General features: G+C 58.4%; 20 protein-coding genes. All 20 read right to left on the bottom strand.

Features of this window, described 5'->3' with window-relative positions:
• The 20 genes from ACFQDI_RS00995 to ACFQDI_RS01090 all read right to left on the bottom strand — a co-directional run bounded on the left by ACFQDI_RS00995 (nt 1) and on the right by ACFQDI_RS01090 (nt 23854).
• Complete coding sequence (locus ACFQDI_RS00995; protein ID WP_377162467.1) at nt 1–666, bottom strand: response regulator; 666 nt, start codon at nt 664–666, stop codon at nt 1–3.
• Nucleotides 667–798: 132 nt separating this feature from the next.
• Complete coding sequence (locus ACFQDI_RS01000; RefSeq protein ID WP_377162469.1) at nt 799–2016, bottom strand: acyltransferase family protein; 1218 nt, start codon at nt 2014–2016, stop codon at nt 799–801.
• Nucleotides 1955–3355 (bottom strand): glycosyltransferase family 4 protein, encoded by a 1401-nt coding sequence (locus ACFQDI_RS01005; RefSeq protein ID WP_377162471.1) that lies wholly within the window; start codon nt 3353–3355, stop codon nt 1955–1957. The genes ACFQDI_RS01000 and ACFQDI_RS01005 overlap by 62 nt, the downstream gene beginning before the upstream one ends.
• A complete protein-coding gene (locus tag ACFQDI_RS01010; RefSeq protein ID WP_377162473.1) occupies nt 3352–4428 on the bottom strand; it encodes a polysaccharide biosynthesis/export family protein in 1077 nt (358 codons plus the stop codon). Before ACFQDI_RS01010 ends, ACFQDI_RS01005 begins: the two co-directional genes overlap by 4 nt.
• A 51-nt stretch (nt 4429–4479) precedes the next feature.
• Complete coding sequence (locus ACFQDI_RS01015; protein ID WP_377162475.1) at nt 4480–5160, bottom strand: response regulator; 681 nt, start codon at nt 5158–5160, stop codon at nt 4480–4482.
• Between the two features lie 50 nt (nt 5161–5210).
• Nucleotides 5211–8078 carry an SLBB domain-containing protein gene (locus ACFQDI_RS01020; RefSeq protein ID WP_377162477.1) on the bottom strand — a complete coding sequence of 956 codons (2868 nt, stop codon included), beginning with the start codon at nt 8076–8078 and terminating at the stop codon, nt 5211–5213.
• A gap of 173 nt (nt 8079–8251) precedes the next feature.
• Nucleotides 8252–9112, bottom strand: coding sequence for an ExeA family protein (locus ACFQDI_RS01025; RefSeq protein WP_377162479.1), 861 nt, complete (start codon nt 9110–9112; stop codon nt 8252–8254).
• Nucleotides 9113–9149: 37 nt separating this feature from the next.
• Complete coding sequence (locus tag ACFQDI_RS01030; protein ID WP_377162481.1) at nt 9150–10307, bottom strand: glycosyltransferase family 4 protein; 1158 nt, start codon at nt 10305–10307, stop codon at nt 9150–9152.
• The gene (locus ACFQDI_RS01035) at nt 10304–11776 is read right to left on the bottom strand and encodes a WecB/TagA/CpsF family glycosyltransferase (RefSeq protein ID WP_377162483.1); all 1473 of its coding nucleotides are present in this window, start codon (nt 11774–11776) and stop codon (nt 10304–10306) included. Before ACFQDI_RS01035 ends, ACFQDI_RS01030 begins: the two co-directional genes overlap by 4 nt.
• A complete protein-coding gene (locus tag ACFQDI_RS01040; protein ID WP_377162485.1) occupies nt 11763–12992 on the bottom strand; it encodes a glycosyltransferase in 1230 nt (409 codons plus the stop codon). Before ACFQDI_RS01040 ends, ACFQDI_RS01035 begins: the two co-directional genes overlap by 14 nt.
• Before the next feature lie 75 nt (nt 12993–13067).
• Nucleotides 13068–14132: a hypothetical protein gene (locus tag ACFQDI_RS01045; RefSeq protein ID WP_377162487.1), complete on the bottom strand. Its 1065-nt coding sequence runs from the start codon at nt 14130–14132 to the stop codon at nt 13068–13070.
• Nucleotides 14129–15352 (bottom strand): glycosyltransferase family 4 protein, encoded by a 1224-nt coding sequence (locus tag ACFQDI_RS01050; protein ID WP_377162489.1) that lies wholly within the window; start codon nt 15350–15352, stop codon nt 14129–14131. The genes ACFQDI_RS01045 and ACFQDI_RS01050 overlap by 4 nt, the downstream gene beginning before the upstream one ends.
• A complete protein-coding gene (locus tag ACFQDI_RS01055; RefSeq protein ID WP_377162491.1) occupies nt 15349–16224 on the bottom strand; it encodes a glycosyltransferase family 2 protein in 876 nt (291 codons plus the stop codon). Before ACFQDI_RS01055 ends, ACFQDI_RS01050 begins: the two co-directional genes overlap by 4 nt.
• Nucleotides 16221–17519: a glycosyltransferase family 4 protein gene (locus tag ACFQDI_RS01060; protein ID WP_377162493.1), complete on the bottom strand. Its 1299-nt coding sequence runs from the start codon at nt 17517–17519 to the stop codon at nt 16221–16223. Before ACFQDI_RS01060 ends, ACFQDI_RS01055 begins: the two co-directional genes overlap by 4 nt.
• 6 nt (nt 17520–17525) lie before the next feature.
• Complete coding sequence (locus tag ACFQDI_RS01065) at nt 17526–19094, bottom strand: lipopolysaccharide biosynthesis protein (protein WP_377162495.1); 1569 nt, start codon at nt 19092–19094, stop codon at nt 17526–17528.
• A gap of 127 nt (nt 19095–19221) precedes the next feature.
• Nucleotides 19222–20415, bottom strand: a complete 1194-nt coding sequence (locus ACFQDI_RS01070) for an alkaline phosphatase family protein (RefSeq protein WP_377162497.1) — start codon at nt 20413–20415, stop codon at nt 19222–19224.
• Nucleotides 20412–20909 (bottom strand): response regulator, encoded by a 498-nt coding sequence (locus tag ACFQDI_RS01075; RefSeq protein ID WP_377162499.1) that lies wholly within the window; start codon nt 20907–20909, stop codon nt 20412–20414. Before ACFQDI_RS01075 ends, ACFQDI_RS01070 begins: the two co-directional genes overlap by 4 nt.
• Nucleotides 20806–22578, bottom strand: coding sequence for a SpoIIE family protein phosphatase (locus ACFQDI_RS01080; RefSeq protein ID WP_377162501.1), 1773 nt, complete (start codon nt 22576–22578; stop codon nt 20806–20808). Before ACFQDI_RS01080 ends, ACFQDI_RS01075 begins: the two co-directional genes overlap by 104 nt.
• A 7-nt stretch (nt 22579–22585) precedes the next feature.
• The gene (locus ACFQDI_RS01085; RefSeq protein WP_377162503.1) at nt 22586–22879 is read right to left on the bottom strand and encodes an STAS domain-containing protein; all 294 of its coding nucleotides are present in this window, start codon (nt 22877–22879) and stop codon (nt 22586–22588) included.
• A gap of 3 nt (nt 22880–22882) precedes the next feature.
• Nucleotides 22883–23854 (bottom strand): sugar transferase, encoded by a 972-nt coding sequence (locus tag ACFQDI_RS01090; RefSeq protein ID WP_377162505.1) that lies wholly within the window; start codon nt 23852–23854, stop codon nt 22883–22885.
• Nucleotides 23855–23863: the final 9 nt, after the last annotated feature.

Consider the following 23863-nt stretch of genomic DNA (forward strand, 5'->3'; position numbering starts at 1 on the left):
TCAAAACGCGAGCGCCGGCCCCTGCTGATTGCGCACGTATTTGAGCACCGCCTCGGTGCGTGAGCGCACCTTGAGCTTCTGATAGATCGTCTTCAAATAATCCCGCACCGTTTCGTAGCTGATGCCCATTTCGTAGGCGGCCTCCTTGGCGCTGAGACCTTTCACAAACAGGCCCAGAAGTTCATTTTCACGCTGGGTGATGCCGGGGATGCGCGGCTGGGCTGCGGCAGCCCTGGTCTGAAATGTGGAGATCACCATGCGTGAAATGGCAGGGCTGAGCGGCCCTCCGCCGAGAGCGGCAGCGCGAACGGCTTCAAGCAGATGCTCCGTAGGCACAGACTTGAGCACGTAGCCGCAGGCCCCTGCTTTCAACGCTGCAAAGACCTGCTGGGGAGTGTCGTCTCCGGTCAGCATGACGAAAGCGGTTGCGGGCATGTGGGATTCGAGCATGCCCAGGCATTCAATGCCTGTCTTACCCGGCAGTTTCATGTCGAGCAGCACCACATCAGGCCTGGAGTCCAGGATGGATGCCACGGCCTGCTCGGCGTTGTCGAAAACAGCCAGTAGTTCAAAGCCTCGCTCGGGGATCAAAATCTTTCTCAGCAGGGCCTGAAACTGCGGATCATCCTCGACACAGGCGACGCGAATGGAGGGCTGGGTGTTCATGAAGTTAGAAGCTCAAAAGAAACACTGGAAGCGTGTTACATGAGTAAGCTCCGAACGAAATTCGCAAACCGCAAGCCGAGGCCGTTTCAAAGCAGGCCTTTGAAGTGAGAATAAATTAAGATTTAGGATTTACTAAATGTGATTTAACGCCAACTCCGCCGATTGCTTATGGCTCGAAGTTCGTGGGCTGCTGCCGAGACGGCGTCTCAGGCGCAGAAATGGCTGTTCAACCCACCGATGAACTGCAGCTGAAACTGCCAGTGAAAGCAGCAGGGCTGTGACTCCCCGTACCAGTATCAGATTGACCTGGCTCAAGCCTGCAGGGGCCGGCAGCCAGTGCTGCACCAGCGAAAGCAGCAGGGCATGTGTCAGATAAAAGGCATATGAAAGCACGCCCAGCCGGCTGACCCAGCGCCAGTTTAGGAAACGTAGCGGCAGGGCATCGGGGTAACGGATGACCGTGATGAAGATGGGCATGAGTGCGAGTCCCTGAAGGGTGTAACGCCAGGTCTCGCGAAAAGGAACGCTGCGAATGACGAACGTGGCCACCAGCAGCGCGAAACACAAAGGCAGTGCCAGCCACAGCCAGTGACTGCGGCGAATGCGAGTGGGATCCAAGGCCGGATTTCCCCAGACAGCCAGTGCACAGCCGTAAAGAAGGCCGTCAAGACGTGTGTCCGTAGCGTGGCAGGTGCGCGGATGATGTGCGGTGCCGGAGTGCAGATCAACAACGGAGAAGTGATGAACCAGGAGCATGCGCCATGCGAGCACTGAGGCACAGAGTGTCATGAGCAAGGCAAACTGCTTCCGGTGCTCCGGCAGCCACCGCCGCAAGGCGAGGTAGAAGAACGGAAAGAGAAGATAAAAGTGCTCTTCGACGGCGAGCGACCAGAAAATTTCTGTGCCAGGCGGCTGTACGCCGCCGGAGATCTCCCAGTAGTTGGCGCCAAAAAGTGCCTGAGCCATGAATGCCTGACCATGAAATCCTCCCGGGAGAATGTGGAATGCTGTGAGCATGGCGACAGCAGCCAGGACCAGATAGAACGGTGGCAGAATGCGCAGGGTGCGTCGTAGAAAAAACTGGCCGAGACTGATGCTGCCGTGTCGTTCGCACTCCATGCGCAGCAGGGTGGTGATGAGGTAACCGCTGAGGAAAAAGAAAACGGTGACCCCGAACAAGCCAGGCACCACATGGGAAAGGCCTGCATGGCTGAGAAACACAATCATGATGGCGATTGCGCGCATGCCATCGAGCGAGGCGATGTGAAATGCAGCTTGGCTGGACTCACTAGATGCCATGACCGGGAACGAGTGCGGGGTGAAGGACGGACTTAACTGGAGTTTCGGCATCTGCTTCTGGAGGTGCGAAACCCATGGGGGTGCCCCAGTCGGGCTTGGCTGCACGGTGTCCCAGAACCCAGCGGTAAACTTCATGGATCTGAGCTGCTTTGGCTTCCCAGGAGAAATATTTGCGTACGTGTGCCTGCGCCAGCTCGCCTGCTAACTGCAACTGGGTGGGATCTCCATGCAGCTCTGTGAGCAACTGGCGCATGCGGGCGACAATGTCGTCACGCGTGGTCATGGGCAGCACGAAGCCGGTGCCTGGGGGGACCAGCTCAGGGGGGCCTCCATGGTCCAGCACGACGGCGGGGATGCCCAGAGCCATGGCTTCCAGCACCACGCCACCGCCAAATTCGCGGATGCTGGGGAACACGAAGAGATCGCTTTCGCGCAGGCGTGCTCCGAGCTGGGCATGCGGGATCCAGCCGTCCATGGACACACCTGACGAGATGTTTTCTGCCTGCACCATGGACTGCAGCCGTTCGCGTTCAGGGCCGTCTCCTATGATGTCCAGGTGCAATGCACCGCTCCGAACCAGAGGCGCGGCAGCGGAAATGAGCATGTCCACGCCCTTCAGAGCTACGAGACGGCCTACGAAGGAGATACGCAGGGGAGCATTGGCGCCTGTTGAGGCTGTTGCTTTGGGGGATGGGGGAAACTTTTCCAAATCGACTGCATTTTCCGGCATGAAGATGCAGCGGCTGCGCAGATGGGCGGGCATTTCATGGAGAGTCGTGCGTGAGGCTGTGAGGATGGCATGCGCGCATTCACGGGTTTGTTTCAGTCCAGGTGAAAAGCGGTAAAATGAGCGCAGCCGTCCTGCGCCGTCGCGTTCCTGCTGACGCAGATCTTCAAATCCCTGGGGCCAAGGCACACCTCCGTTGAGCGGGCCGAGCACAAAGGGGACGCCGATTTGTTTCAGCCGGGGGGCGATCCAGCTTGGTGTGGTGGGTGAAAGAGGCAGCAGACGATGAACGAGGTCGAATTCTCCGGCGCTCAGCCTGGGCCCGAATGTCTGCCACAATTTGCGCTCAAAGAACGGGTAAACGAGATTGGAAAGGACGGCGTAGAGACTCCAGCTGAAGCTGCCTTTGCGGCTGAACTTTGTGGCCAGGCTCCAGGAGAGGTGCTGGAGGCGCCGGTTGTTGATGGCGGTGAAGTGGACTCCCTCAACCATGCCGGCCTGGAGGAAGTCGGAGCGATTGCGCCACTCTGTGACGATGTGGGCGTCGGTCTGAGCTGAGATGGCCTTCGCACAGGACCAGCCAACCAACGCCGCGCTCGTAAGGGTCGGATTGGCTGCCTCTGCAATGATGAGGGGGCGCAGGCGCCGGGAAACGGGCGTCATTGTGTGGGGCTTGTAGGGCCTATGTTGAGGTTCAAACCAATGGGGGAGCTGTGAAGAGCACCCGCTGCGCTGCCTTCATTGGCCGCAACCAGGCGTGTGAAGGTATTGACCGCGTCATGCAAGAACCCCTGGGGGGACATGCTGCCTCTGCCCGGGACATACACGATGTCTCCGGGCTCAAGGCGCACGTTGGTGGCCTTGCCCTGAATGATGTCCCTGGCGTTGACCGTGGCTATCTGGGGCTCTGTCAGCGAGCCGCGCACAATGGTGACATGCGCGAGGTCTGCCTCCGGGCGGATGCCGAGACCGCGGCCCAGAGCGGTGATCAAATTCATCTCATTCATGAAGCCCACGGGCCTGGGCTCTGTGACCGCACCGAGGACGTAAACTTCGTTGGTCATTGACGACGGGAGATAGATGAAGTCATCGGGCTCGAGATAGATGTTCTGAGTCAGGTCGCCTTCGCGGATGAGCTTTTGAAAATTCACCGGCAGCATTTTGCCGCTGCGTATGAGAAAGCTGTGACTGAGGTCGGCCAGTTCTTCCGTGGTGCCGGTGAAACTTGCGGCGTAAAGCCCGCCGGCCTGGGTGACGGCATCCAGCACCCGCATGGGACGGTTCAGGGGGTAGATGCCCGGGGCATTGACGCGTCCCAGCACCCAAACTCGCTGGCTGACCACCTCTCTCAACGTCAGCGATACCTGCGGCTGCTTGTAGTAGCGGGTGAGCATTTTTTCCATTTCCTCACGGAGCTGCGAGGCAGGCTTTCCCTTCACATCAATGCCTGGAAGCAGATCGAAATAGAGCTTGCTGTCAGGTGTGACAAAAGTGTCCGTCCGTGTACCGGTTTCGCCTATGATTTCGATTTCGAGCTTGTCTCCCGGGCCGAGCGCGCGGGGCTTGGCTGAGGGTTTCAGCCATTCGGGGCGGATCGGTTCCTGCAGTTTGCCTTTGGTGAAGGTGGCGTCTGAGGCAGGACCAGGTGCGCGGGCATCGAATTTTTTCTGCTCCTTCATCAACGCACAGGCATTGAGCAGCGTGAGGCAGCAGGCGGTCATGGCGGTGGCTCTCATGCGCAAACTTCTCTGCTGCGCGGCCAGGCTACAATCCCCGCAGATGTGGGGCTATTTGGTCTGATCGAGGTATTTGATCACGGCTTCGGTCCTTGAACGGACATGCAGCTTTGCATAGACGGCTTTCAGGTAGTCGCGCACTGTGGCATAGCTGATGCCGAGCTTGTCAGACACTTCCTTGGGAACCATGCCCTGCGCCAGCAGATCGAGGATCTGGCTTTCCCGTGGCGTGAGACCAGGCATGCGCTTGGGGGCTGTCTTGGAAGGGGCCTGAAATGACTGGATGAGCAGGCGCGCGATTTCCTGGCTGAGCGGCGCACCGCCGGCACAGGCCTGGCGGATGCCGGCAATGATCTCGGACGGCTTTGAAGTTTTCAGCAGATAGCCGCTTGCGCCTGCACGCAGCGCAGCAAACACCTTTTGCGGATCGTCATGAATGGTGAGCACCACAAAGGCGGTGGCAGGCATGCGTGGTGCGAGATGGTGTATCAGGTCCATGCCGCTGACATGAGGGAGCTCGAGATCAACGACCACCACGTCCGGACGTATTTCCAGCAGAGGTTTGGCAGCGGCTTCTGCGCTTTCCCATGCACCGGCAAACGTCAGACGGTGGTCAGGCCTGCTGATGAGCTTTTTCAAAAAAAGCCTCAAGGTCGGATCATCTTCGATGACAGCCACTTGGAGTGCTCTTGCTTCAGAACGTGGCGTTTCTGGCTCCAAAGTGGCGATCATAGAACAAATAAGCTGAAAAAGATCAGACGAGGCAACTGCATGAATCTTTATTAGCGAAGCTGGGGCAAGATGGGCTGCTGAATGTAGGGACCGATGTTGGCGCGGGTCCAGCCGGACACAGCACCCTGGAGGAAGGCATTGACTGCCATGTGCAGCAGCTCTTCGGCACGTGCCCAGGGCTTGTCTGCGACAAACACAATGTCCTTGGGCTCAAGCCTGAATCCTTTGGCACGTGCGGTGATGACGTCTTCCATATCAACGACAAAGCGTTCCGGCTTGTCGAATGAGCCGCGCACCACGAGCACCCGACGCGTGTAGGCCTTTGGAGTGAAACCGCCTGCCTGGGCGATGGCACTGTGGACGGAGGTGTGGGCAAGCAGGCCCTGAGTGCCCTGCATCCTGACGTCTCCGAGCACATAGATCTCGTTGGAGTTTGCGGAGGGGAAGTAGAGGTAGTCACCAGGCTCGACTGCCGCATTTTGAGTCATGTCACCGCGCAGAAAAAGTGCCTCCAAATTGACAGGGAGCCGGGCCTGCCCACGCATGACAAAGCTGCGGCCGAGGTCTGCCAGCTCAACTGTGTTTTGCTGAAACAGGCCGGTTTCCAAGCCGCCGGCCTCAGCGACAACCTCGAGAATGGTGAGGGGTCTGTCCAGGTTGATGGCTCCTTTTTTCACCACCTTGCCCAGCACATAGACTTTGCGGCTCTGAAAGGTGGAAGGGGTGACGACAACGCGTGCATTACGGTAGTAGCGCCTCAGTGTTGCCGACAGGGTCTCACGCAATTGATCCAGGCTCAACCCCGCGGCCTGGATGTCATGCGCCTGCAGGTAATTCAGCCTGCCATCCGGGCCGACGATCACATCTTTCCGCTCAAGGCCTGCAAAGCCGGGCATGCTGATGTTCACCGCGTCTCCAGGGCCGAGCGGCAGTGCTGTTTGCGCAAGGGCCGGGCTTGTGCTGGCAAGCAACATGGCAAGCGCTGCGAAACGTGCCAGAGACACAGGCCGAAGGACGGGAGCACGGTCCAGCAAGGCGGCGACCAGCCTGCAGCCAGCATCGCGATACATGAGCAGCGAATCCTGCACTTTCTCCACCAGGCATGAGCCGCTTGAGGAAGCCCAGACAAGATTGGGGAGCTGCTCGGCTATGAGCAATGCCTCCGGCTCTTCTACGGCTGGGAGTTCGATGAAGATGACTGCTCCTGGAAGTGTGCGCCAGTGTGCGATAGCAGCCTGCCATTGCAGTCTCTGCGCTGGAGTCCACTGCCAGTCTGCATCCACACCGATCCGGTAAGGGCGGTCATTGATTTCGCAAGCGATGCGAGCCGGACGTTCGGGTTGGGCCATGGCGCCTGTGAGTGTCAGTGCATCGTCAGTCAGTTCATGAGTGATCATGATGCAGGTCTGACCACGGCGTATGACAGCCTCTGCGAGCAGCTTGATCAGGCGCGAGGCGGCGTCGTCTCCGGCGGCATGCATCACACCACAAATGATGGCGCCGCCACCAACGGGTGTGTGCAGCATTGGCTGCAGCCTTGTCCAAGTGCGGAAGGCCCATGCCTCCGCTTCATCAGCGGATGCTGCATTCAGCAGGGGCAATGCGCCCAGCACAGGAAGGCCTGTGGCGCGCCTTAGATCGCCGCTGCTGCGGAGGGTGCCGTCCTTCAGCGTCAGGATGATGCTGATGAGTGCAACCAGAGCTGCACCACCGCCAAAGCCCGCCGCCCCTGCCATGGCGAGTTTTTGCGTGGGCTTTACGGCGCTTACATCCTGAGCGCGAGACATGGAGAACAGACGGAAATAGCCCTGGGAGTTTTCTTCGTAGAGCGCTGCTTCGCGCTGACGGCCTGCCAGCAGGGAGCGCGATGTCTCCAGGGTCTGCTTCCGGGATTTGATGTGGGCGTATTCCATGGCCTGACGGGGGAGTTGCGCCAGGCGCTGATTGATCTCCTCACGCACTGCCACCAGCTTGGTGAGCTGCTCTCCCATCACCTGTTTTTCAGCCCGCAGTCGAACGAGGTCGAGGTACAGACTTTCCGCCACATTGCTTTCTCCGGGTTTGGGAGGGGCGTCTGTGCGCAGCCCGGAAGTCTTCATCTGCAACTCCAAAGAGTTCAGCTTTTCGATGGATTCGATCACGGCGGGATGCTCGTCGGTGTAGCGCACGCGCAAGTCTGCCAGCTCTTTTCGCGCCGTGTCCAGACGTGCCGCGTTGGTGTCCACTTTGCCGAGCTCGCGCTCGATGCCTTGGATTCGAACATCAAGCGTGTCGTGGTCGAGTTTGAGGGTCTCATACTTGAGCGTGAAATTGCCCAGTTCTGCCAGCCATGCGTCCATCTGTTTGTCTGCATCGAGCAAATGGGACTGACGGCCGTAGGCCAGAAGTTCTTCATTCACTTTCAGCAGGTCTGCATCTGTGCGATCGATCTGCTTTTGCAGAAAGACCTTCATGGTGGCTGCATCGCTGCGCTGGAGGTCTCGCGACAGCTGAAGCACCGTCTCGGTGTAGGACCTCAGCATTTCCAGCGCGGCGCTGGCGCTGATGTTTGAGGTCATGCTGATGTTCACGATGTCTGTGTTTCGTTCTGCGGAGATGAGCAGCCCTGAGCGAAGCGCGAACTCTTCATAACGATGCTCCGCGAGTGCGCTGGCGGTGGCAATGGTGGAGCCAGAGTACATCAGCGACATGAGTGTCGGTATGGTGAGGTCACTGGGCTTGAAGGATTCTCCTGAGTCCGACTGCCTGAATGCGGAAGCCTGCTGCTGCTTGATGATCTGGGACCTTGCAGTGTAGAGGGTCTCAAAACGGAGCCAGCCGACAGCGAGCATGGCCGCTGAAAAGATCAAACCCGCCAAAAGCATGAGCCACCAGCGGCGTATGAGGGCATCGACCAGCCGCAGCGGATCGAATGGCATCTTGATGGCGGATGATTCGGATTCAGGAGAAACAGCCGAAAGGTGTGCTGCCTGTGAAGGTGGAGGGGATTCCACCATCAGAGCCGGCTCATGCGGCCTGTGAGCGGAGGCGGGACTGAGGCCTCGTTTGCGATTGATCGCCGTCAGGCTGAATGATGCTGGCTGCCCTGCATTCATGAAGCGCACGAGATAGCGGTGGACATGCCGAGCAGCTGATCCTGGCGGTACAGATCGCAGGCCACATCATGCAGAATCTGAGGGGTGATGCGGTCGCTGCCTGCCGCCCATGCGTGCTCCATGCAGAGCTTTGCCGTGCGATTGACCTCGCGTGGGATGCCACGGGAAAAATGATGGAGATGGAGCAGTGACTCCGTGTCGAACAAACCGCCGTCGGAGTGACCGGCTGCCTTCAGGCGATGCTCCACATAGCTCGCAGTGGCGGATTCTGCCAGGGGGGTGAGGTGAAACCTGAGCCCGATGCGCTGCTGGATGGCCTGATTGCTGTTGATCAAGCGACGCAGCGGTGGCTGGCCGATGAGCAGCAATGTCAGCAGCGGGCGTCCATCGCCGTTGAAATTGGTGAGCCAGCCGATCTGCCGCAAGGTGTCCTCTGGCATGTCCTGAGCCTCATCGAGCAGCACAATCACGTGCCTGCCGCGGTCGGCGGCATTTTCGCAAAGTCTCTTCAGGTGCTCGCAGCGATTGAACTTTCCCTCAGGAACCGATCCGGCGTCGGGGTCGAGCTGCGCAATCATGGAGCGCAGAAGTTCGTCAAAACCGAAGCCGGAATTTTCACAGCGTGCAACGACAAATTCGCAGGGGTCGAGTCTCTGGGCGAGAACGGCAGTGGTGATCGTCTTGCCACAGCCGATGTCTCCCGTCAGCATGCCCAGGTTCATGGTTCTTTCGCTGGCGAGATAGATCAGGCGGTCTAGCGCCTCCTGGTGCTGGGGGCTGTGGTAGTAGAAACGAGTGTCCCACGTGGCCTCAAAGGGTTTCGTGTTCAGCTGCCAGTGATGAAGGAAGTCGGACATGTTTCGTCCGGAAACTTCCGCGCCGATGCGGCTGCTCTCAACCCCCCCAACTGCGGGAACCTGTGAAGGGTTTTTCGTAAACATCCATGACGCGCCTGGCGTTGTCATCCCAGCTGAAGCGTCTGGCATTCTCAAAGCCGGCGGCGATCAGGGCGGCGCGTTTTTCATCATTCTGTGCGATTTCCTGCAATGCCCGAGCAATGTCGCCGACATCCTCGGGGTCGATGATGCGGGCGGCTTTGCCAACGACTTCAGCCAGCGAACCGGATTTCGAACTGATGACCGGGCAGCCACAGGCCATGGCCTCGACGGGGGGAAGGCCGAAGCCCTCAAACAAAGAAGGATAAACCATGGCGGAGGCTGCCTGGTACAAACTGGGCAGCGCCGCGTCCTCAACAAAGCCGAGAAAGCGGATGTCCCTGGAGTGGCGGGACTCGCGTGCTGCTGTGTGAATGTGTTCCGCCCCATGCCAGTCACTCCCTGCCAGAACCAGCTGCCAGGGGGAGCCGCTTGTGTTTTTGAAGTGGTCGAAAGCCTCGATCAACCTGGTGTGATTTTTGGCCGGATGCTCGAGCCGCGAGACATAAAGAAAGAAGGGATCCTGAAGCTGCCAGCGCTGTTCCACCATTGCCTGCGCAGCGTTGGGGTCTCCGGGATGGAAGCGCGCATGGTCGATGCCATTCAGAATCACGTTTTGTTTTTCCATCGGCACGCCGAAGTAATGCTCGACATCCCGGGCCGTGCTGGTGCTCACCGCGATGATGCCATCCTGCCTGCGTGCAAGATGCTTTACAATGACACGGCCATAGATCATGCGGGCGAGGTCATATTTCTTTTTCACATGAAACGGCGCAAGGTCGTGTATCGTCGAAACAAGGTGGCAGTGTGCGCTGTGAACCATGCGACGATAGCTGGGCACGTGAAGCACATCGATCTGCTGCCTGGCCAGCCAGCGTGGCAGCATCTGCTGATGCCACCAGATGTTTCGCACGGCCGGACGCCAGCGTTCATCGACGGGAACAATTTCCATGCGACCACGTGCAAACTCAAAAAGAGGCAGATCCTGCGCCAGCGCCAGAATGTGAAATTTGACGATGTCCGCGTAGGGCATCAGCGCCTTTGTGAGTGCCAGCACATATTGAGCCACGCCAGTTTTTCCGCGCTGGATTACGCTGGTGGAAATGGCTACTTTCATGATGCAAGAAGGTGTTCCATGTGTTCATGACGAAGGGATTCGTGCACGACAGGGCTGGCATTGGTGAAGCGCAGGTGGATGTGCTGGCTGCTGGCATGATCTTTCAGGCGGGCCATCAGTCCTGGGCCGTCGCTGTCCATCAACTGCACGCCTTTGAGGTCAATGACGACAGGGCTGCGGCCATCTGCGGCGTTCTGGATGAGCCCGAGAGCGCCACGCCAAAGGCCATCCACACTGCTGGTGGTGACGGCGCCGCTCCAGTCAAGCTGAAGGGGCTCGGTCTTGGTGCCAGGCGGAGAAGCGGGCATGCTGACATTCAAAATTTTAGCGAGCGCCTCTTCGTGGCTGGAAGCCTGGGTGAAGATGGAGCTCAGTCGTGTCATCTGCAGCAGTTTGAGAACTGCGGGGGAAACACACGAAAGCACCAACTGCTTCCCGGACTGACGGCAGCGTTTTTGCATTCGCATCAGGAGGCCAAGGCCGGTGCTGTCGATGAACAGAGAGCCGCTACAGTCGATGATGACGCCCTCCTCCGGACCTTCGAGGCTGTTCATCCAGCTTTGCTCTATGAGGCGCACTTCGGCGGCATCCAGCCGTTGCGGGCAGGAAAGCTCTGCAACGCTGGAAATGTGGGCGTCTGCAACTTTGACCGGTGCTGGTGCGTGTGTGTTCTCAGCACGCCTGCCGCCTCTGGTCAGCCACCACTGTTTTGCGATGGTCAGTCCGAAAACGACAAAGTCGGTGGCGTAGCGTTTGAACAGCCGTCTTGGCTCCTGCAGGAGCCGGTACAGCCATTCCAGGCCGATCTTTTGCATCCAGATGGGGGCGCGCTGGATGTGGCCGGCGAGAAAATCAATCGTGGCGCCTACGCCTATGCTCACGGGCACACCGGCGCGCTGGTAGTTCATCGCTATCCACTTTTCCTGCTTTGGACAGCCGAAGGAAACGAACAGGAGGTCTGGGCGTGTGGCATGAATGTCTGCGCAGATGGCGGCGTGATCCATTTCATGCAGTGGCTTGAATGGCGGAGACATGACGCCGGCGATCCTGAGCTTTGGATGACGCAGCCGGACTGCCTGCACTGCCTTTGCGGCGACGTCTTTCTGCCCGCCGAGAAAATAAACGCCCCAGTTTTTAATTTCGGCAACTTCAAGGAGCTTGGGCACCAGATCTGAGCCGGCGACACGCTCTGGCAGGGCATTGCCGAGCCAGCGGGAGGCCCACACAAGCGGCATGCCATCGCAGACGACCAGATGTGCATCGAGCAAAATGCGCCGCAACTCCTCGTCATACATGGCGAGAGCGGTGAAGTCGACATTTGCCGTGGCGATGTAGTGAGGTTTGCCAGATGCAATCATCCCTGAGATGGTCTCCAGGGTCTGGCTGGTCGTCACATTATCAAAGCGGACACCCAAGATGGACAAGGCAGCTCCGCTCCGTGGATGGGGGGCTGCTTCAGTTGTGCTCATGGGAGTCCTCCGCAGGCTGGAAATGCTGTGAGTAGTAACTGCTGAGCTGCTGCCCGAGGCCTGGCCAGCCAAACCGGCTGCGGCAGGTCTGCATGCCCCGATCTTCAATTTTTTTGCGCAGTACTTCATCATGGAGCATGCGCTCTGTGTAGTGGGCAAACATCTCTGGGGTGTCGGCAAGCAGGATGTCCGTGCCGTGAAGCAAGTGCAGCCCCTGTGCGCCGATGGTGGTGCTTATCACCGGAGTGCCCATTGCCATGCTTTCCGGGATTTTAAGCCTGGTCCCGCCGCCGATGCGAAGCGGGACGATCTGCGCCCATGCACGGCGATACCACGGCCGTACGTCGGGAACTCCGCCTGTGACTGTGACGTCCGGCAAATCGCCGTATGCAGTCACTTCAGCGACCGGTGATTTGCCAACAATCAGCACTTTCAGGTCAGGCACCGCCTTTTTCAGATAGGAGTGAATCTCACCAAAATACCAACGAAGAGCGTCAATATTCGGCATGTAGTCCATGGCACCGCAATAAAGAACGGTGGGAGACGGGTCGCGTGAGACCTCGGAGGAGGAAGGGCTGAAATAGTCGAGATCCACCCCATTGGTGACCACTTGCACAGGAACGTTTGGGCTGACTTCAGAGTGGATGAACTGTTCGTCGTCGGGACCACAGACTACCTGCACAGAGCTGCGGCGGGCGACCTTGTGTTCGAACCTGCGCAGTTTCCAGATTTGCTCATGGTGCAGGAGGGAAGATTTGAGCCCTTTGGGCATGCGGGCGTACTGCTCTTCCTGGAACTGCAAATCCACCCTGCTGCGGTCTACGCTGAGCGGGATTTGCAAATGGTCATCCAGAAAGTACTGCGCCATGACGATGTCGCACACGTGCACCATGTCATACGAACTTTGGTCGAGCATCTCTGTTATGGTGTCGGCAAGCTGCGGCAGCCACCAGTGGCGCACTGTGGTTGGCAGAGGATTGAGCAGTCTGTTAGGGAACAGCCGGGGCCAGGGCGGATGCTCGAAGGGAACAAAGACCACCTTGCGGCAGAAGGCTTCGAAAATGCCGCGGTGCTCAGCGCGCTCGCCATTTTCGGAAAGAGCGATCAAATCAATCGTGTGTTCTCTGGCCAGCTCTCGCAGCAGATGAAACACCCGCTGATATGTGCCGCGGTCGATCGGGTAGGGGATGTAAGGGTAAACAACCAGGATGTGCATAAGAGCGGGATGTGATTTCTGTACCAAAGCGGCATCCACGGCTAAATGCATCGCCCTCAAGTGGGGGGAGGATGCTTAGTTGAACCGATTCCAGAGCGCGGCGTATTGCCGGATGGAAGACGCGGTTGCCTGGCGTCCGGCCCAGAGCATCGACACCAGCTCATGAAGCAAATGCTCGCGAGGATATCGGGTAATGCCTGATGGCATTCCTCGTGTGCGGAGGTGGATGAAGATGTTTTTCCACAAAGGCACTTCAGGGCATTTGTTGGTTTTGGACTCTATGTAATCGACTGGTGCCGACAATTTGATGGCGAGGCGGCGGCTTTCGAGCTGGAGAAAAATATTTCGGGCCAATTGAGAGAGGGCCGAGAGCTCCGTGATCAACTCGTCCCGTGTTTTTGTAGAGCGGTGCGGGTGCAGCTTGAAGGCGACTCCTGCGGCGTGATGTGAGAGGAGTTCAGGGTCTGTGTCGGGATGCTCCTGAAGTCGGCGATGCCGCTCCAGGCAGCTCCAATGGTAACGTCCTGACATTGTCAAAACCACGTCGCCCAGAGCGAGCTGGGCCTTGGCCAGATTGCGACCGATGAAGTCGGCATCTGCAGCCGTGAGTTTTTCATGGGCAAGCCGTTCATTGGCAAAGAGCAGGCCTGAGCAACGGTTGAAGAGGAGCCGGGTGGCCTCATGCAGCGGAATGCGGGTGGAGTCGCGGTGGTGCTCGCAGCCGGTGAAGAGCTCGTCTCCGCCTATGATCCACCTGTGCCCCATGACCAGATCATAGTAAAACATGCTCACGGGGCTGCGGCGCAGACGGGCTAGCGAAAGAATTTTGAACTCCACATCCAAACCAGCCGCATGAGAAAGGGCTTCTCCAAGCTGGTGCAGGGCGTGCTTGTAAAGACGGTCGTTGATCAGAGTGCTGCCGCGTACAAAAACGAAGAACTCCATGTCGTTGTAAGGCATGTCACTTCCGTTTTCACGCAGCACGCCGCCCTCTCCGCGTCCATAGCCTCCTGCAAGAGCCAGGCCCTGGAGCCTGCCCAAGGCGATGATGCGCTCGACCCCCGACCGCACATGAGCGCAGGTGGCCGCAAGATGCCGCTCAAGACTTTCGCTGCCGTCGATGGTGAAACGAGCACTCATGCAGGAATGGATTCACGGAGGTAATTTTCAACCTGGTCCACAATCGGAGCCATGGCGAAGCGCTCATGGACTTCCCGATGACCGGCTTCTGCAATGGTGGTCCGCAGGTGGTCTTCGCTCTGCAGCAAAAGGATGCGCTCTGCGAGCTGGGTGGCGGCTCCGGCATCGTAGGTGACAGCATTTTGTCCATGGCGGAAAAGTTCACGGCTTCCACCAGTCATCGTGCCGATAACCGGCAGACCACAGGCCATGGCTTCAAGCGGCGTCAGTGCAAAAGGCTCCTCCCACTCCGAGGTGAACAGCAGGGCGTCATGAGCACGATACACATCCGGCATTTCTGCTGGCGTGGCGCTGTGCCAGGCCACTGGCAGGTCATGCTCTGAGGCGAAATTTTTCAGCATTGTGACGTAGGCCTCCTCACCTCTGCCGTAGACATGCAGGGTTCCTGCAAAGGCTGTCTTGATGAGCAACAATGCGCGCAGCGCCGTCAAAATGCCTTTGTCTTCAGCCAGCCGGCCAACCCAGAGCCATTTTTTTGGCGAACGCCTTACAGGTGTGCCCTGGAAGAGGCTGGTGTCCACCGGGCAATGAATGACGCCTCCGTGCATGACATCGTAACCTTGCTGGGCGGTAAGCTCCCTGAGACGGGCGCTGGTGAAGTAAAGCCGCTGAAAACGAATTTCTGAGACGGGGCTGGTGGGAGCGATGGCATCGCAGCGCCGCCGGACTCCGCAAAGAGTCCAAAGGGCACGGTGTATGCGCGATGCAAATGATCCGTGGCCACGGTTCCACCAATCAAGCCAGACGTCTGCGGTCAAGCTGCGCAAAATCCAGTGATCACTGACGTCGTAGACTGTGGGAACGCCGCTTCTCTGCAGCGTGAGGCAGAGTGACTTTGACAAACCGCCCATGCACCAGACATGAACGACATCTGGCCGGAGAACTGTGAGCGCGGCAAGCAGGGTCTGATTGTTGTGAAGTTCCAGATACTTGAGGGCACGAAGGCCGAGCCAAGGATGGCCGTAGTAGCCATGAATACGCAGGCTCCGGTCAACGTGCGGCTCTGCTATAGGCGGACTGCCTTGCACGCCATGATTGGACGTGATCACCTGCACATCGTGGCCACGCAGCCTCAGGGCTTCGGTGATCGCGGCACAGCGGAGCTCATAGCCGCCAACATAGTGGGGGGGATAAAGATTTGTGAGGACAAGTATTTTCATGGGGCGGCCTCCTGCTGCTCGCGCCAGCCCTGACGAAATCCTGCCAGCCTGCCGCGGCGCTGCTCCCAGCGAATGCGCATGGCGTGGGCCATTTCGTGAAAACGACCGTGCTTCAGGCACCAGCCCATATCGTGCCGAACGTCGCTGAGCCAGCCGAGCAGAACGGTCCGGGGCCAGCTGAAAACATCCGGTTTCTGACTCCATGCCTTGCCGATTGCACGGGCGTCACCGAAGGAACGCTTCCAGCTTTGCTGGGGGGTGTAGTTGTGGCTGTGCATGACCACAGACTCCTGAACGTAGGATACCTTGTAGCCCTGTGCAAGGCACCAGCGCGTGTATTCGTCATCCTCCGCATACTGGAGGTCCTCGCGGAAGCCACGCAAATGCCAGACATCTTTGCGAAGGCCGCTGCTTACCATGCTGAAAAAATGCTCCCATTTTGCGGATTCACGCTCCATGCCGAAACAGCGGTCATAGTCGCAGGCAAAAACCGCCTGGCAGTCCGGGCGCGGAATCTGCCGGCCAAAGCATGCTGCGACACGGGTGTCTGCGAGAGTGTCTGCCAAAGGACGGAGCCAGCGATCATTTTGCGGTGTCGCATCGGCATTCAGAAAGATGACACGTTCGCCAGCAGCCAGCCTCATGCCATGATTCATCACCCGGCTTGGGTTGTACTCCTGAGGTGTGATTTGAATAAAATGCGCCGGATTGGCAGCACGGATCAGCTCTTGCGAGCCGTCGGTCGAACCGCTGTCGATGACGATCAGCTCGCGGTTCTGCCAATTTTGCGATAAAAGTGCTGGAAGGGTTTCCTTCAAGGCCCAGGCCTCATTGAAGGAACGCATGACGATGGATATGAGTGGGTCGCTCATGACAGTCCGGCGGTGAACTGCTTCTGCTGGCGATGGAAAAAGCTGCCGGAGGATTTACGACGCTTCAAGTCGATCAACTCCTCGTAAACACGGGCGACCCGGCCTGCGACTGAGGCCACATCATACTCAGCACGCACATGCTCCAGAGCTTCAGTGCTGAGATGGCGGTGCAGCTTGTTGTTGATCATCAGGGTGTCGATGCCGGAATGAAACTCCGCGGGTTGATCGAGATCGTAGAGCAGGCCAGTGCGGCCATGTTCGATCAAAGAGGCCGGTCCGGAAACGCGTGAAGAAAGCACGGGTGTGCCTGCAGCCCAGGCTTCCAGGATGACGATGCCAAAGGGTTCAGCGGACGAGCAAAGCACAAACAGACGTGCGGACTGGATGAGGCCGATCAACTCGGCAGAGCCTGAGGCCAGGCCTCCCGTGAGGAGGACGTCATTCCCCAGACCGAGACGGGCGATTTCGTGATGCAGCTCCTCCACAACAGAACGTGTGGTCCCAGCACCGACAAGCACCAGCATGGCGCGCGGGTGACGGCGTTTGATGGCGGGCATCTGCCGCACCAGCCAGGGCAGGTTTTTGGCGGGATCGAGACGTGCAACTTTGATGATAAGATCACGGCCAGCGATCTGAGGGTAGGCTTTCAGTGCGGCCGCGCGGCAGTCGGTGGCATACTGTGAGGCGGGCACTGAGTGCGGCTGAACGATGATGCGCTGACGAGGGTATTTTTGCTGCAGCAGCGCCGCTTCGCGCGGATTGCAGGTGAAAACTGCGTCTGTGTTTTTCAGCACGTGGCGGCTACGCACGAGGGCTCCCAGAATCTTGCCCCATTCAAAACCGCCCTTGAGCGGCGCAGTGAGCTTGGCATGCACTTCATCCGGAATGTCAAGAGCCCCGCCATGGAGAGTGACCACATGGGGCAGACCGCGTGTTCTGGCGGCCATCAGGCTGATGCCTGCCAGCCTGTTAAGGGCGTGTGAGTGAATCACATCAGAGCCGCTGGCGAGCAACTGCCAGAAAAGCTCGAATGAAAACAGATTCCCCCCCCAGGAGACCAGCGCTTCCCGCTGTGCCGGAGAAATGCCCAGGACAGGGACAAACGCACGGTAGCGAAGGATTTTTGCGCCTGTGTCGCGGAGCGGATCGGGGCCTTCCTCCAAGTCGTATTGCGGAGCATGCACTACCGAGGAAACACCATTTTGCTGCAAGCCCAGCATGAGACGCTGAAGAGCAGTCTCAGTGCCGCCCCATTGCGCAGGATCGTATTTGCGTAGGATGTGGGATGCTTGCATGGCAAATCACGCAGTCTGCAGCGTGGGTGGATTCTTTCTGAAGAGAGAGGGGAACTTTGTGCGAAGGGTCTGGCGCTCGGAAACCGTCAATGCCCAAAACCACACGCAAATGAGTGAGGCCAGGCCGCCGGTTGTGCCCATCACCAAAATCCGAAGCCAGGTGTTCTCGATCTGCCATTCAGGAAAAAGCAGCGGGGCGGCAAGGAGGATGATGGCGGGCATGCAGGCTGCCCAGGACGGCAAAACGGCCTCGCGAAAGAGGCGCCATGGTGAGAGGCTGACATCACGAGCGACCCATGGCCAGAGAAGAAACCAGCCAAAGAAAAGGGATGGGACAAGGGAGCCTATGGCAACCCCCATCACGTTTCTGAGCAGCAGCGCCAGCGTGATGCTCAAGGCGAGATTGGCGACTGCCTCACCGAGGCCAAGCCACATGAGACGACGCTCATGGCCGGTCATCATGTAGATGCGCTTGCTAACGCTGTGAGTTAGCGCCGAGCTGTAAAACCAAAGAAGCAAAAGATGAGCGACCTGCCAGGTTTCCGCCGAGAGGTGGGTGTCCCCGGTGAGCACTTTGAGGAGAGGCTCAAGCTCAAACGCACAGAGTACATATAGTGGGGTGGATATAAGGGCGCTCCAGCGAGTCCCACGCTGAAGCAGGTCGCGCAAAGCCGAGTGGTCTCCACTGGCATGAAGATGTGCCGCAGCGGGGGAGAGCGTGTCCTGAAGCTGCTTCGTGAACTGCGAAAAAACTTCGGCGACTTTGGCGCCGGCCTGATAGACTGCCACGGCGGAAATGGAAAGCGTGGCGCCGAGCACCAGCTGGTCTGTCTTTCCCAAAACAATGTTGGTGGCCGTGCTGATGTAGGCAAAGATGGAAAAGCCCATCGTTTCACGCATGACGGACTTTGAAAAAAGGCGCGGGCGAAGCTTTACCTCCGGCATGTGTCGCAGGGCGAAAAAGGCCGAGACCAGATCCGGGGCGAGAGCGAAAAACAATGCGGTGAGCATGATGGCCAGCAGACTCCAGCCCGCATATACAGCCCATGCGATGACTGCCAGGCGCATGAGCATGGCCAGGGTGATGATGTTATTGACGGTGCTGATGCGCTGCTGCCCGCGAAGAATTTCAGGGAAAATGCCCAAGGGGAACGCGAGGCCGATGGCGGCAAAAAACGCGATGAGAACGATGCGAAACTCATCATGATTGGCGGCTGATACTCCAAAGGAACGGACTATTTCATCGGCGCCGACCGCCACCGTGGCCGCCATAAGAATTGCCACTCCGAGGTAGAAAAACAGAATCGTGCTCAACACCTGGCTGAGCTTTTGCCATTCACCCGTGACCGAGAGTTCGGCGACGCGCTTTTGTGCAGCAAAACCAAAGCCGAAGTCCAGCAAAATGCCGTAACCAAAAACGCTCCAGAGCAGCGACCAAAAGCCAAATGACTCACGAGGAAGCGCCTGGTACAAGAGCCGGAAGGTAAGCAGCCCAACGACAATGCCGACAAAAGTACGCAGGTAGTTCGAGAGAGCGTTGCTCCAGATGCGTTGTTTGACGGAGTCGTAGGTCATCGCGAGTGGGAAACCTCGCTGTGAGTCATAGACTCAACAATCCCCGCAGCTGTGGGGGCCGCCATGCCTCTCAAGTCTTGGCGGAGATAGAGGTGGCGCTTTTTGTGTGAATGGAGAGATGCCGGATTCAGGCCGCCAACGCGCCGGGCGATAATCCGGTGGTCGTGCTCTCCGTTTTGTCCAGGCTCTTTTCCATCAAGCGGTGGATGTGCGGGATGTGGGTGATGTCTGCGGGGATATGAGGTGAGCTGCTGAACAGCGTTGCATAGCTCTGGGGATCGTGCGGATGGTAGCCGTGCATGGCACGGATCGGGCGCTCGCCCATGTGGCTGGGAACGATCAGCACACCTTCCTTTACCAGGAAAATGAGCTCGCCGAACCGGCCATTCTCAAAGTGAGCGCGCAACCGGCGCAATTCTTCCTCCGGCATAATGCGCCCTTCAGGGACTTTTTTCAGGGCTGCGGTGATCTTGTCCCGAGCTTCTATGCTGAAGAACCAGAAGCGCGCCATGGTGCTGTCATAGACTGCATTGTAGTCGGCGCCTATGCGCAGGCCCAAGGCGTCGATCTGACTTTTCAAATCGAGATGATGATCACAGTTTGCCATTCCGTGGTCACTGAAGACGTGGAGGTTCACTTCGCGGTAGTGCTTGCGAGCCGCCTCCATGGTTTGAGTGATCCATGCTTCGTATTCGGCAAGCTTGGAGTCGATTTGAGGGGATTGGTTGCCGACTTGATGGAGCAGGCCGTCGAGGCCTGCCCAGTACTGGAAAGCGAAGTCAATGCGTTCAGTTTCGATGTCGGCGATCAAGCGGTCACGATTGATGGGCTCGCTCAAGCCTGGGTCGGTGACAAAATAGGGGGTTCCCTTTTCAACCAGCAGATCAAATATGTTTGGTCCACGGTTCATGCCCCGTGGCTGCAGGGGGCTCTTTTTCTCGGTGAAGTCAAAAAGGTGAATGAGATGGAAGGGAATGTTGTAGAGATCGAAGTAGCCTTTGAATCCAAGCGCTGATTTGACCATCTTCGTGAGATGACGCCGCACGATTCTGCGGCTGGTGAGCGCCTTGGGAAGCCAGCGAAGCCAGCGCAAGCTGCGGAAAGGGGAGTTTTCAGGATCGTGTATGAAGTAGCACCAGTTGTGATGCTCATCCGGCCAGCGTCCGCTCAGGATGCTGGGAACGCATGTGCTGCTGTAGCCAAAGACGCTTTCAAGTTTTCGGCGGTGGGGCGCGAGTGTCTGGAGAAAATGCGGGCGGTCTTTGATGATCTCCCACCCGCAGGCATCGATCATGATAAAGAGATCCAGACGTTGTTTCATGAGGCGGCTTGCTGAGGTTCGATGGGCTTGGAGGCCGAGATCAGCCGCTCGACTTCACGGCGCAGGAGGGTGGGGCTGAAGGGCTTGGAAACAAACAGCGTGGCTGTTTCAAACCCCTGATACTGACCTAAGGCCAGCTGCCCGCGAGAGCTGAGAATCACGACGGGAATGTCACGTGTCTCATGGTCGGCCTTCAACTGCTGCAGGGCCTGCTTGCCATCCATCACAGGCATGATGTGGTCGAGAAGGATCACGCATGGATGCTGGCTCCTGGCCAGTTTTAGCGCTTCCTGGCCGTCAGCGGCGAGGAGAATGGGGCGTCCCAGCGGTTTCATGCTAAGCTCTGCTACGCGGCGCATGTGAGGCTCGTCATCAACGACAAGGATGGGACTAGCGTTTGGCATGAGACAAAGAGTTCTGGGTGTGTGCGGACAGCGTGTGGGATCCGCGTGTGATGACCATGAAAGTGGCGTCATCCTGCTGGCTGGAAGCATCCACAACACTGCGGTGCAGGCGATGGAGGCTGTCGCGCGAGGCGCTGGCGTCTTCACGTGCGGCCGCGGTGCTGAGCAGCCAGGCGGTGAGCTCATCTCGGCTGAGAATGCCGCCACCGGAGAACACATCGCTCAGGCCATCTGTGTGCAGAAGCACATGTGTGTGTGTGGCGAGGCTGAGCGGATGGTCCTGATAGTCTGCATCTGCCGTGATGCCCAATGGGGGGCCGTCTGCGGTGACCTCCTGAATCTGTCTGCCATCGCTGAGAAGCAACGGGGCATGGCCGGCACCGCAGACGTGCAATGCCAGGCCATCCGCGCTGACATGAACAAGCTGTGCTGTGATAAACATGTCTGAGCGGTCCAATTCTGGAAACATGGCCTGGTTCAGACGCTTCATGAGAGCCGACGGCTTTGAAGCCAGATCGAGGTGCGAGTGCAGGAGGCTGTGGAAGGCTGTGGCGAACAGGGCTGCGGGGACGCCTTTGCCCATCACATCTGCCACCACAAAGAGGAGAGACCCATCGGGAAGCAGGATGCCGTCGAGGTAGTCTCCTCCCACTTCTCCTACCGTGGCCAGATGAGCTGCGCAGTGTACGAACTGGGTTTGGGGAAGCTCAGCTGGCAGCAGGGAACGCTGGATGTCCGCCGCAATCTGCAGCTCGCGCTTCAGGAGCCGTGCCTGATTGGCTTCATCCCTGCGGTTCAGGCCGTGCAAAAGGGCGCCGAGAAAATCTCCCAGACTGCGCGCCACATTCAATTCACGTGCAGAGGGCTCCCAAAGCGGCTGAAAAACCCCCACTGTCAGCACGCCGGTGAGATCACCACCGCTTTCAAGCGGATGCGCCAGTCCGCTGATATGCTCACCTGCTTTTCTAAGCGGATCTGATGGTGCCCAGGGGGTGCTCTTATCAAACCACTGATCCTGGCGCGTGGCGGCTGCCCGGCTTTCAACAGTGTCTGAACTGCGAAGATCCAGAGACGGCTCCCAGGAAATGGCTGAGGGCACGCCGCCAATGAAGGAAAGCCTGCCTGCTTCGGTGCCCGCCGTGCGCAGCACCAAAAAATCAGCCCCAGCCAGTTCACGCAGTTCCTCCAGCCAGCGGGCGGCGAGTGCGATGGGCTCCACATCATTGCCGGCATCTGCGATGAGCCTGAAAATATTGGCAAGGGTCTCGTAACAGGAGGCGACCTCGGCGGTCATGAGATCGAGCGTTGCTTCGATGTCCTCCCGGGCGGCAGGCACAGATTTTCGATCTGCCCGAAGGCAGAGAACGTTTTGTCCCTGGCCACGAAGATACGATGCATGATCTGTCAGCGACTTTATGATAAACAGACCGCGGCCATGGTCGCTTTCATCGTCCTGAGGCAGCTCCACGCTGACGGGCCAGTCGAATCCGATGGTGTGATCTGTGATGCGCACTTCAATTTGGCTTTCGGACAAAACAACCTCAATGGCTGCTGCCTGCCTGGCCTGCTCCGGGGTGGCATACAGCACGGCGTTGTTTGCCGCCTCTGCCAGAACCAGCTCCCATTGCTGGCACTCGGCATCCTGAATTTGGTGATCAGCAAGCCATCCGACCACGGAGCGCACAGCCTCGCGTGCATCATCCAGTGTGGCAGGAAAATCGAGCCTGAATCCTTCGAAATGCTGCTGTGAAAACGCCATGAGCGGATCAGTCGTGGATCATTTCAAAAACGCGATGAAGTCTCGTGAGTTCGATCAGCTGGCACACGGCGGATGAGGGGTTGAGCAGCTTGAGGCTGGCACCACGGGCACGCAGGCTTTTGTTCAATGTCAACAGTACGCCGAGTCCGGAACTGTCGATGAAGCGAGTCTTGGAAAGATCGATGCTGATGTCTTCGTGCTCGGGCTTGATGTCCCGATCCAGGCGGTCTCGCCAGAGGCGGGCGGTGGCGGCGCAGAGTTCGGTCGGAGCGTTGATCTGTACGGATGCAGACAATGTCATGGCTTAGGTGCAGGTTTGAGGTGGGCTGTTGGAGGGCATGCTGTGTTCCTTGCGGGACAGCGGCAGCATAAAGCGTGGCAGGCAGTGAAGCAGGATGCGAAGGTCGAGGCGCAGGCAGCGGTGGATGGAATAACAGGCGCTGTGCGCGGTGTCGTTGTCACTGCTGTGCATGCCGTCGTTCATGATGTCGGCGTAGGAGAAGACACCTGCGGGGGCGTCAAACCACATGCGTTCAAATTCGCTGGTGAGCAGCGATGCGCGGGCCTGGGACAGAGGCCTGTTTCCCACCAGGTGCATGTCTCCACACCAGACGGCCCAGAGCTCGGGCCAGCGGTCGAACAGTCCGTGGGCTGATGCCAGGGAATAGAGCCTTGTGCTGGGGTTGTAACGGTCCTGCTTGGTCGCTGGTGGCAGCACCACCTGGCGGCTCTGAAAGGCTGGCTGCCATTTGAAAACGCGTGTCCAAAGCGCGTAAAGAAGCGCGAGCGGAGCGGTGACAAGCATCAGCAGCAGGGCTGTCATACGCGATATCCAGCCGCTGCGGACACCGCCAAAGGGCTTGTGCGCGAGGTTGGTGAGCAGGAAGTCATCCGTAACCTCAAGAAAGGTCCCTTTGCTCCAGTTTTCGAGACCACTGCCCCAGGCGAAAGAGTTTTGAACATTGGTCAGGGCTCCGACATAGGTGCTAGGCCCGACCCAGCTCTCACTGACAATGGCATGGCGGTCAATGTATGCGGCTTCTTCGATAACTGTTCCAGCGAGGATCTGGGCATTGTCTGCGACGATCACCTGCGGGCCTATCCAGACCGGGCCTTCAATTTTGGCAGTAGCGGCGATGCGTGCGCGAGTGCTGACGTGCACTTCCGGCGCGATCTCGCGCATGGTCAGGTATGACTCAGGCGGTGTGCTGCGCAGATTGCCCAGCATGATGTCAAACAGTGCTGCGGAGCTTTCCCATAGCGGCTTGTGGGGCATGGAGGGCAG

This window comes from Prosthecobacter fluviatilis (assembly GCF_042655725.1).
GTDB lineage: Bacteria > Verrucomicrobiota > Verrucomicrobiia > Verrucomicrobiales > Verrucomicrobiaceae > Prosthecobacter > Prosthecobacter fluviatilis.

Coding starts and splice junctions, on each gene's coding strand:
- ACFQDI_RS00995 (WP_377162467.1), bottom strand. CDS start 666: ATGAACACCCAGCCCTCCATTCGCGTCGCCTGTGTCGAGGATGATCCG.
- ACFQDI_RS01000 (WP_377162469.1), bottom strand. CDS start 2,016: ATGCCGAAACTCCAGTTAAGTCCGTCCTTCACCCCGCACTCGTTCCCG.
- ACFQDI_RS01005 (WP_377162471.1), bottom strand. CDS start 3,355: ATGACGCCCGTTTCCCGGCGCCTGCGCCCCCTCATCATTGCAGAGGCA.
- ACFQDI_RS01010 (WP_377162473.1), bottom strand. CDS start 4,428: ATGAGAGCCACCGCCATGACCGCCTGCTGCCTCACGCTGCTCAATGCC.
- ACFQDI_RS01015 (WP_377162475.1), bottom strand. CDS start 5,160: ATGATCGCCACTTTGGAGCCAGAAACGCCACGTTCTGAAGCAAGAGCA.
- ACFQDI_RS01020 (WP_377162477.1), bottom strand. CDS start 8,078: ATGCCATTCGATCCGCTGCGGCTGGTCGATGCCCTCATACGCCGCTGG.
- ACFQDI_RS01025 (WP_377162479.1), bottom strand. CDS start 9,112: ATGTCCGACTTCCTTCATCACTGGCAGCTGAACACGAAACCCTTTGAG.
- ACFQDI_RS01030 (WP_377162481.1), bottom strand. CDS start 10,307: ATGAAAGTAGCCATTTCCACCAGCGTAATCCAGCGCGGAAAAACTGGC.
- ACFQDI_RS01035 (WP_377162483.1), bottom strand. CDS start 11,776: ATGAGCACAACTGAAGCAGCCCCCCATCCACGGAGCGGAGCTGCCTTG.
- ACFQDI_RS01040 (WP_377162485.1), bottom strand. CDS start 12,992: ATGCACATCCTGGTTGTTTACCCTTACATCCCCTACCCGATCGACCGC.
- ACFQDI_RS01045 (WP_377162487.1), bottom strand. CDS start 14,132: ATGAGTGCTCGTTTCACCATCGACGGCAGCGAAAGTCTTGAGCGGCAT.
- ACFQDI_RS01050 (WP_377162489.1), bottom strand. CDS start 15,352: ATGAAAATACTTGTCCTCACAAATCTTTATCCCCCCCACTATGTTGGC.
- ACFQDI_RS01055 (WP_377162491.1), bottom strand. CDS start 16,224: ATGAGCGACCCACTCATATCCATCGTCATGCGTTCCTTCAATGAGGCC.
- ACFQDI_RS01060 (WP_377162493.1), bottom strand. CDS start 17,519: ATGCAAGCATCCCACATCCTACGCAAATACGATCCTGCGCAATGGGGC.
- ACFQDI_RS01065 (WP_377162495.1), bottom strand. CDS start 19,094: ATGACCTACGACTCCGTCAAACAACGCATCTGGAGCAACGCTCTCTCG.
- ACFQDI_RS01070 (WP_377162497.1), bottom strand. CDS start 20,415: ATGAAACAACGTCTGGATCTCTTTATCATGATCGATGCCTGCGGGTGG.
- ACFQDI_RS01075 (WP_377162499.1), bottom strand. CDS start 20,909: ATGCTTCCAGCCAGCAGGATGACGCCACTTTCATGGTCATCACACGCG.
- ACFQDI_RS01080 (WP_377162501.1), bottom strand. CDS start 22,578: ATGGCGTTTTCACAGCAGCATTTCGAAGGATTCAGGCTCGATTTTCCT.
- ACFQDI_RS01085 (WP_377162503.1), bottom strand. CDS start 22,879: ATGACATTGTCTGCATCCGTACAGATCAACGCTCCGACCGAACTCTGC.
- ACFQDI_RS01090 (WP_377162505.1), bottom strand. CDS start 23,854: ATGCCCCACAAGCCGCTATGGGAAAGCTCCGCAGCACTGTTTGACATC.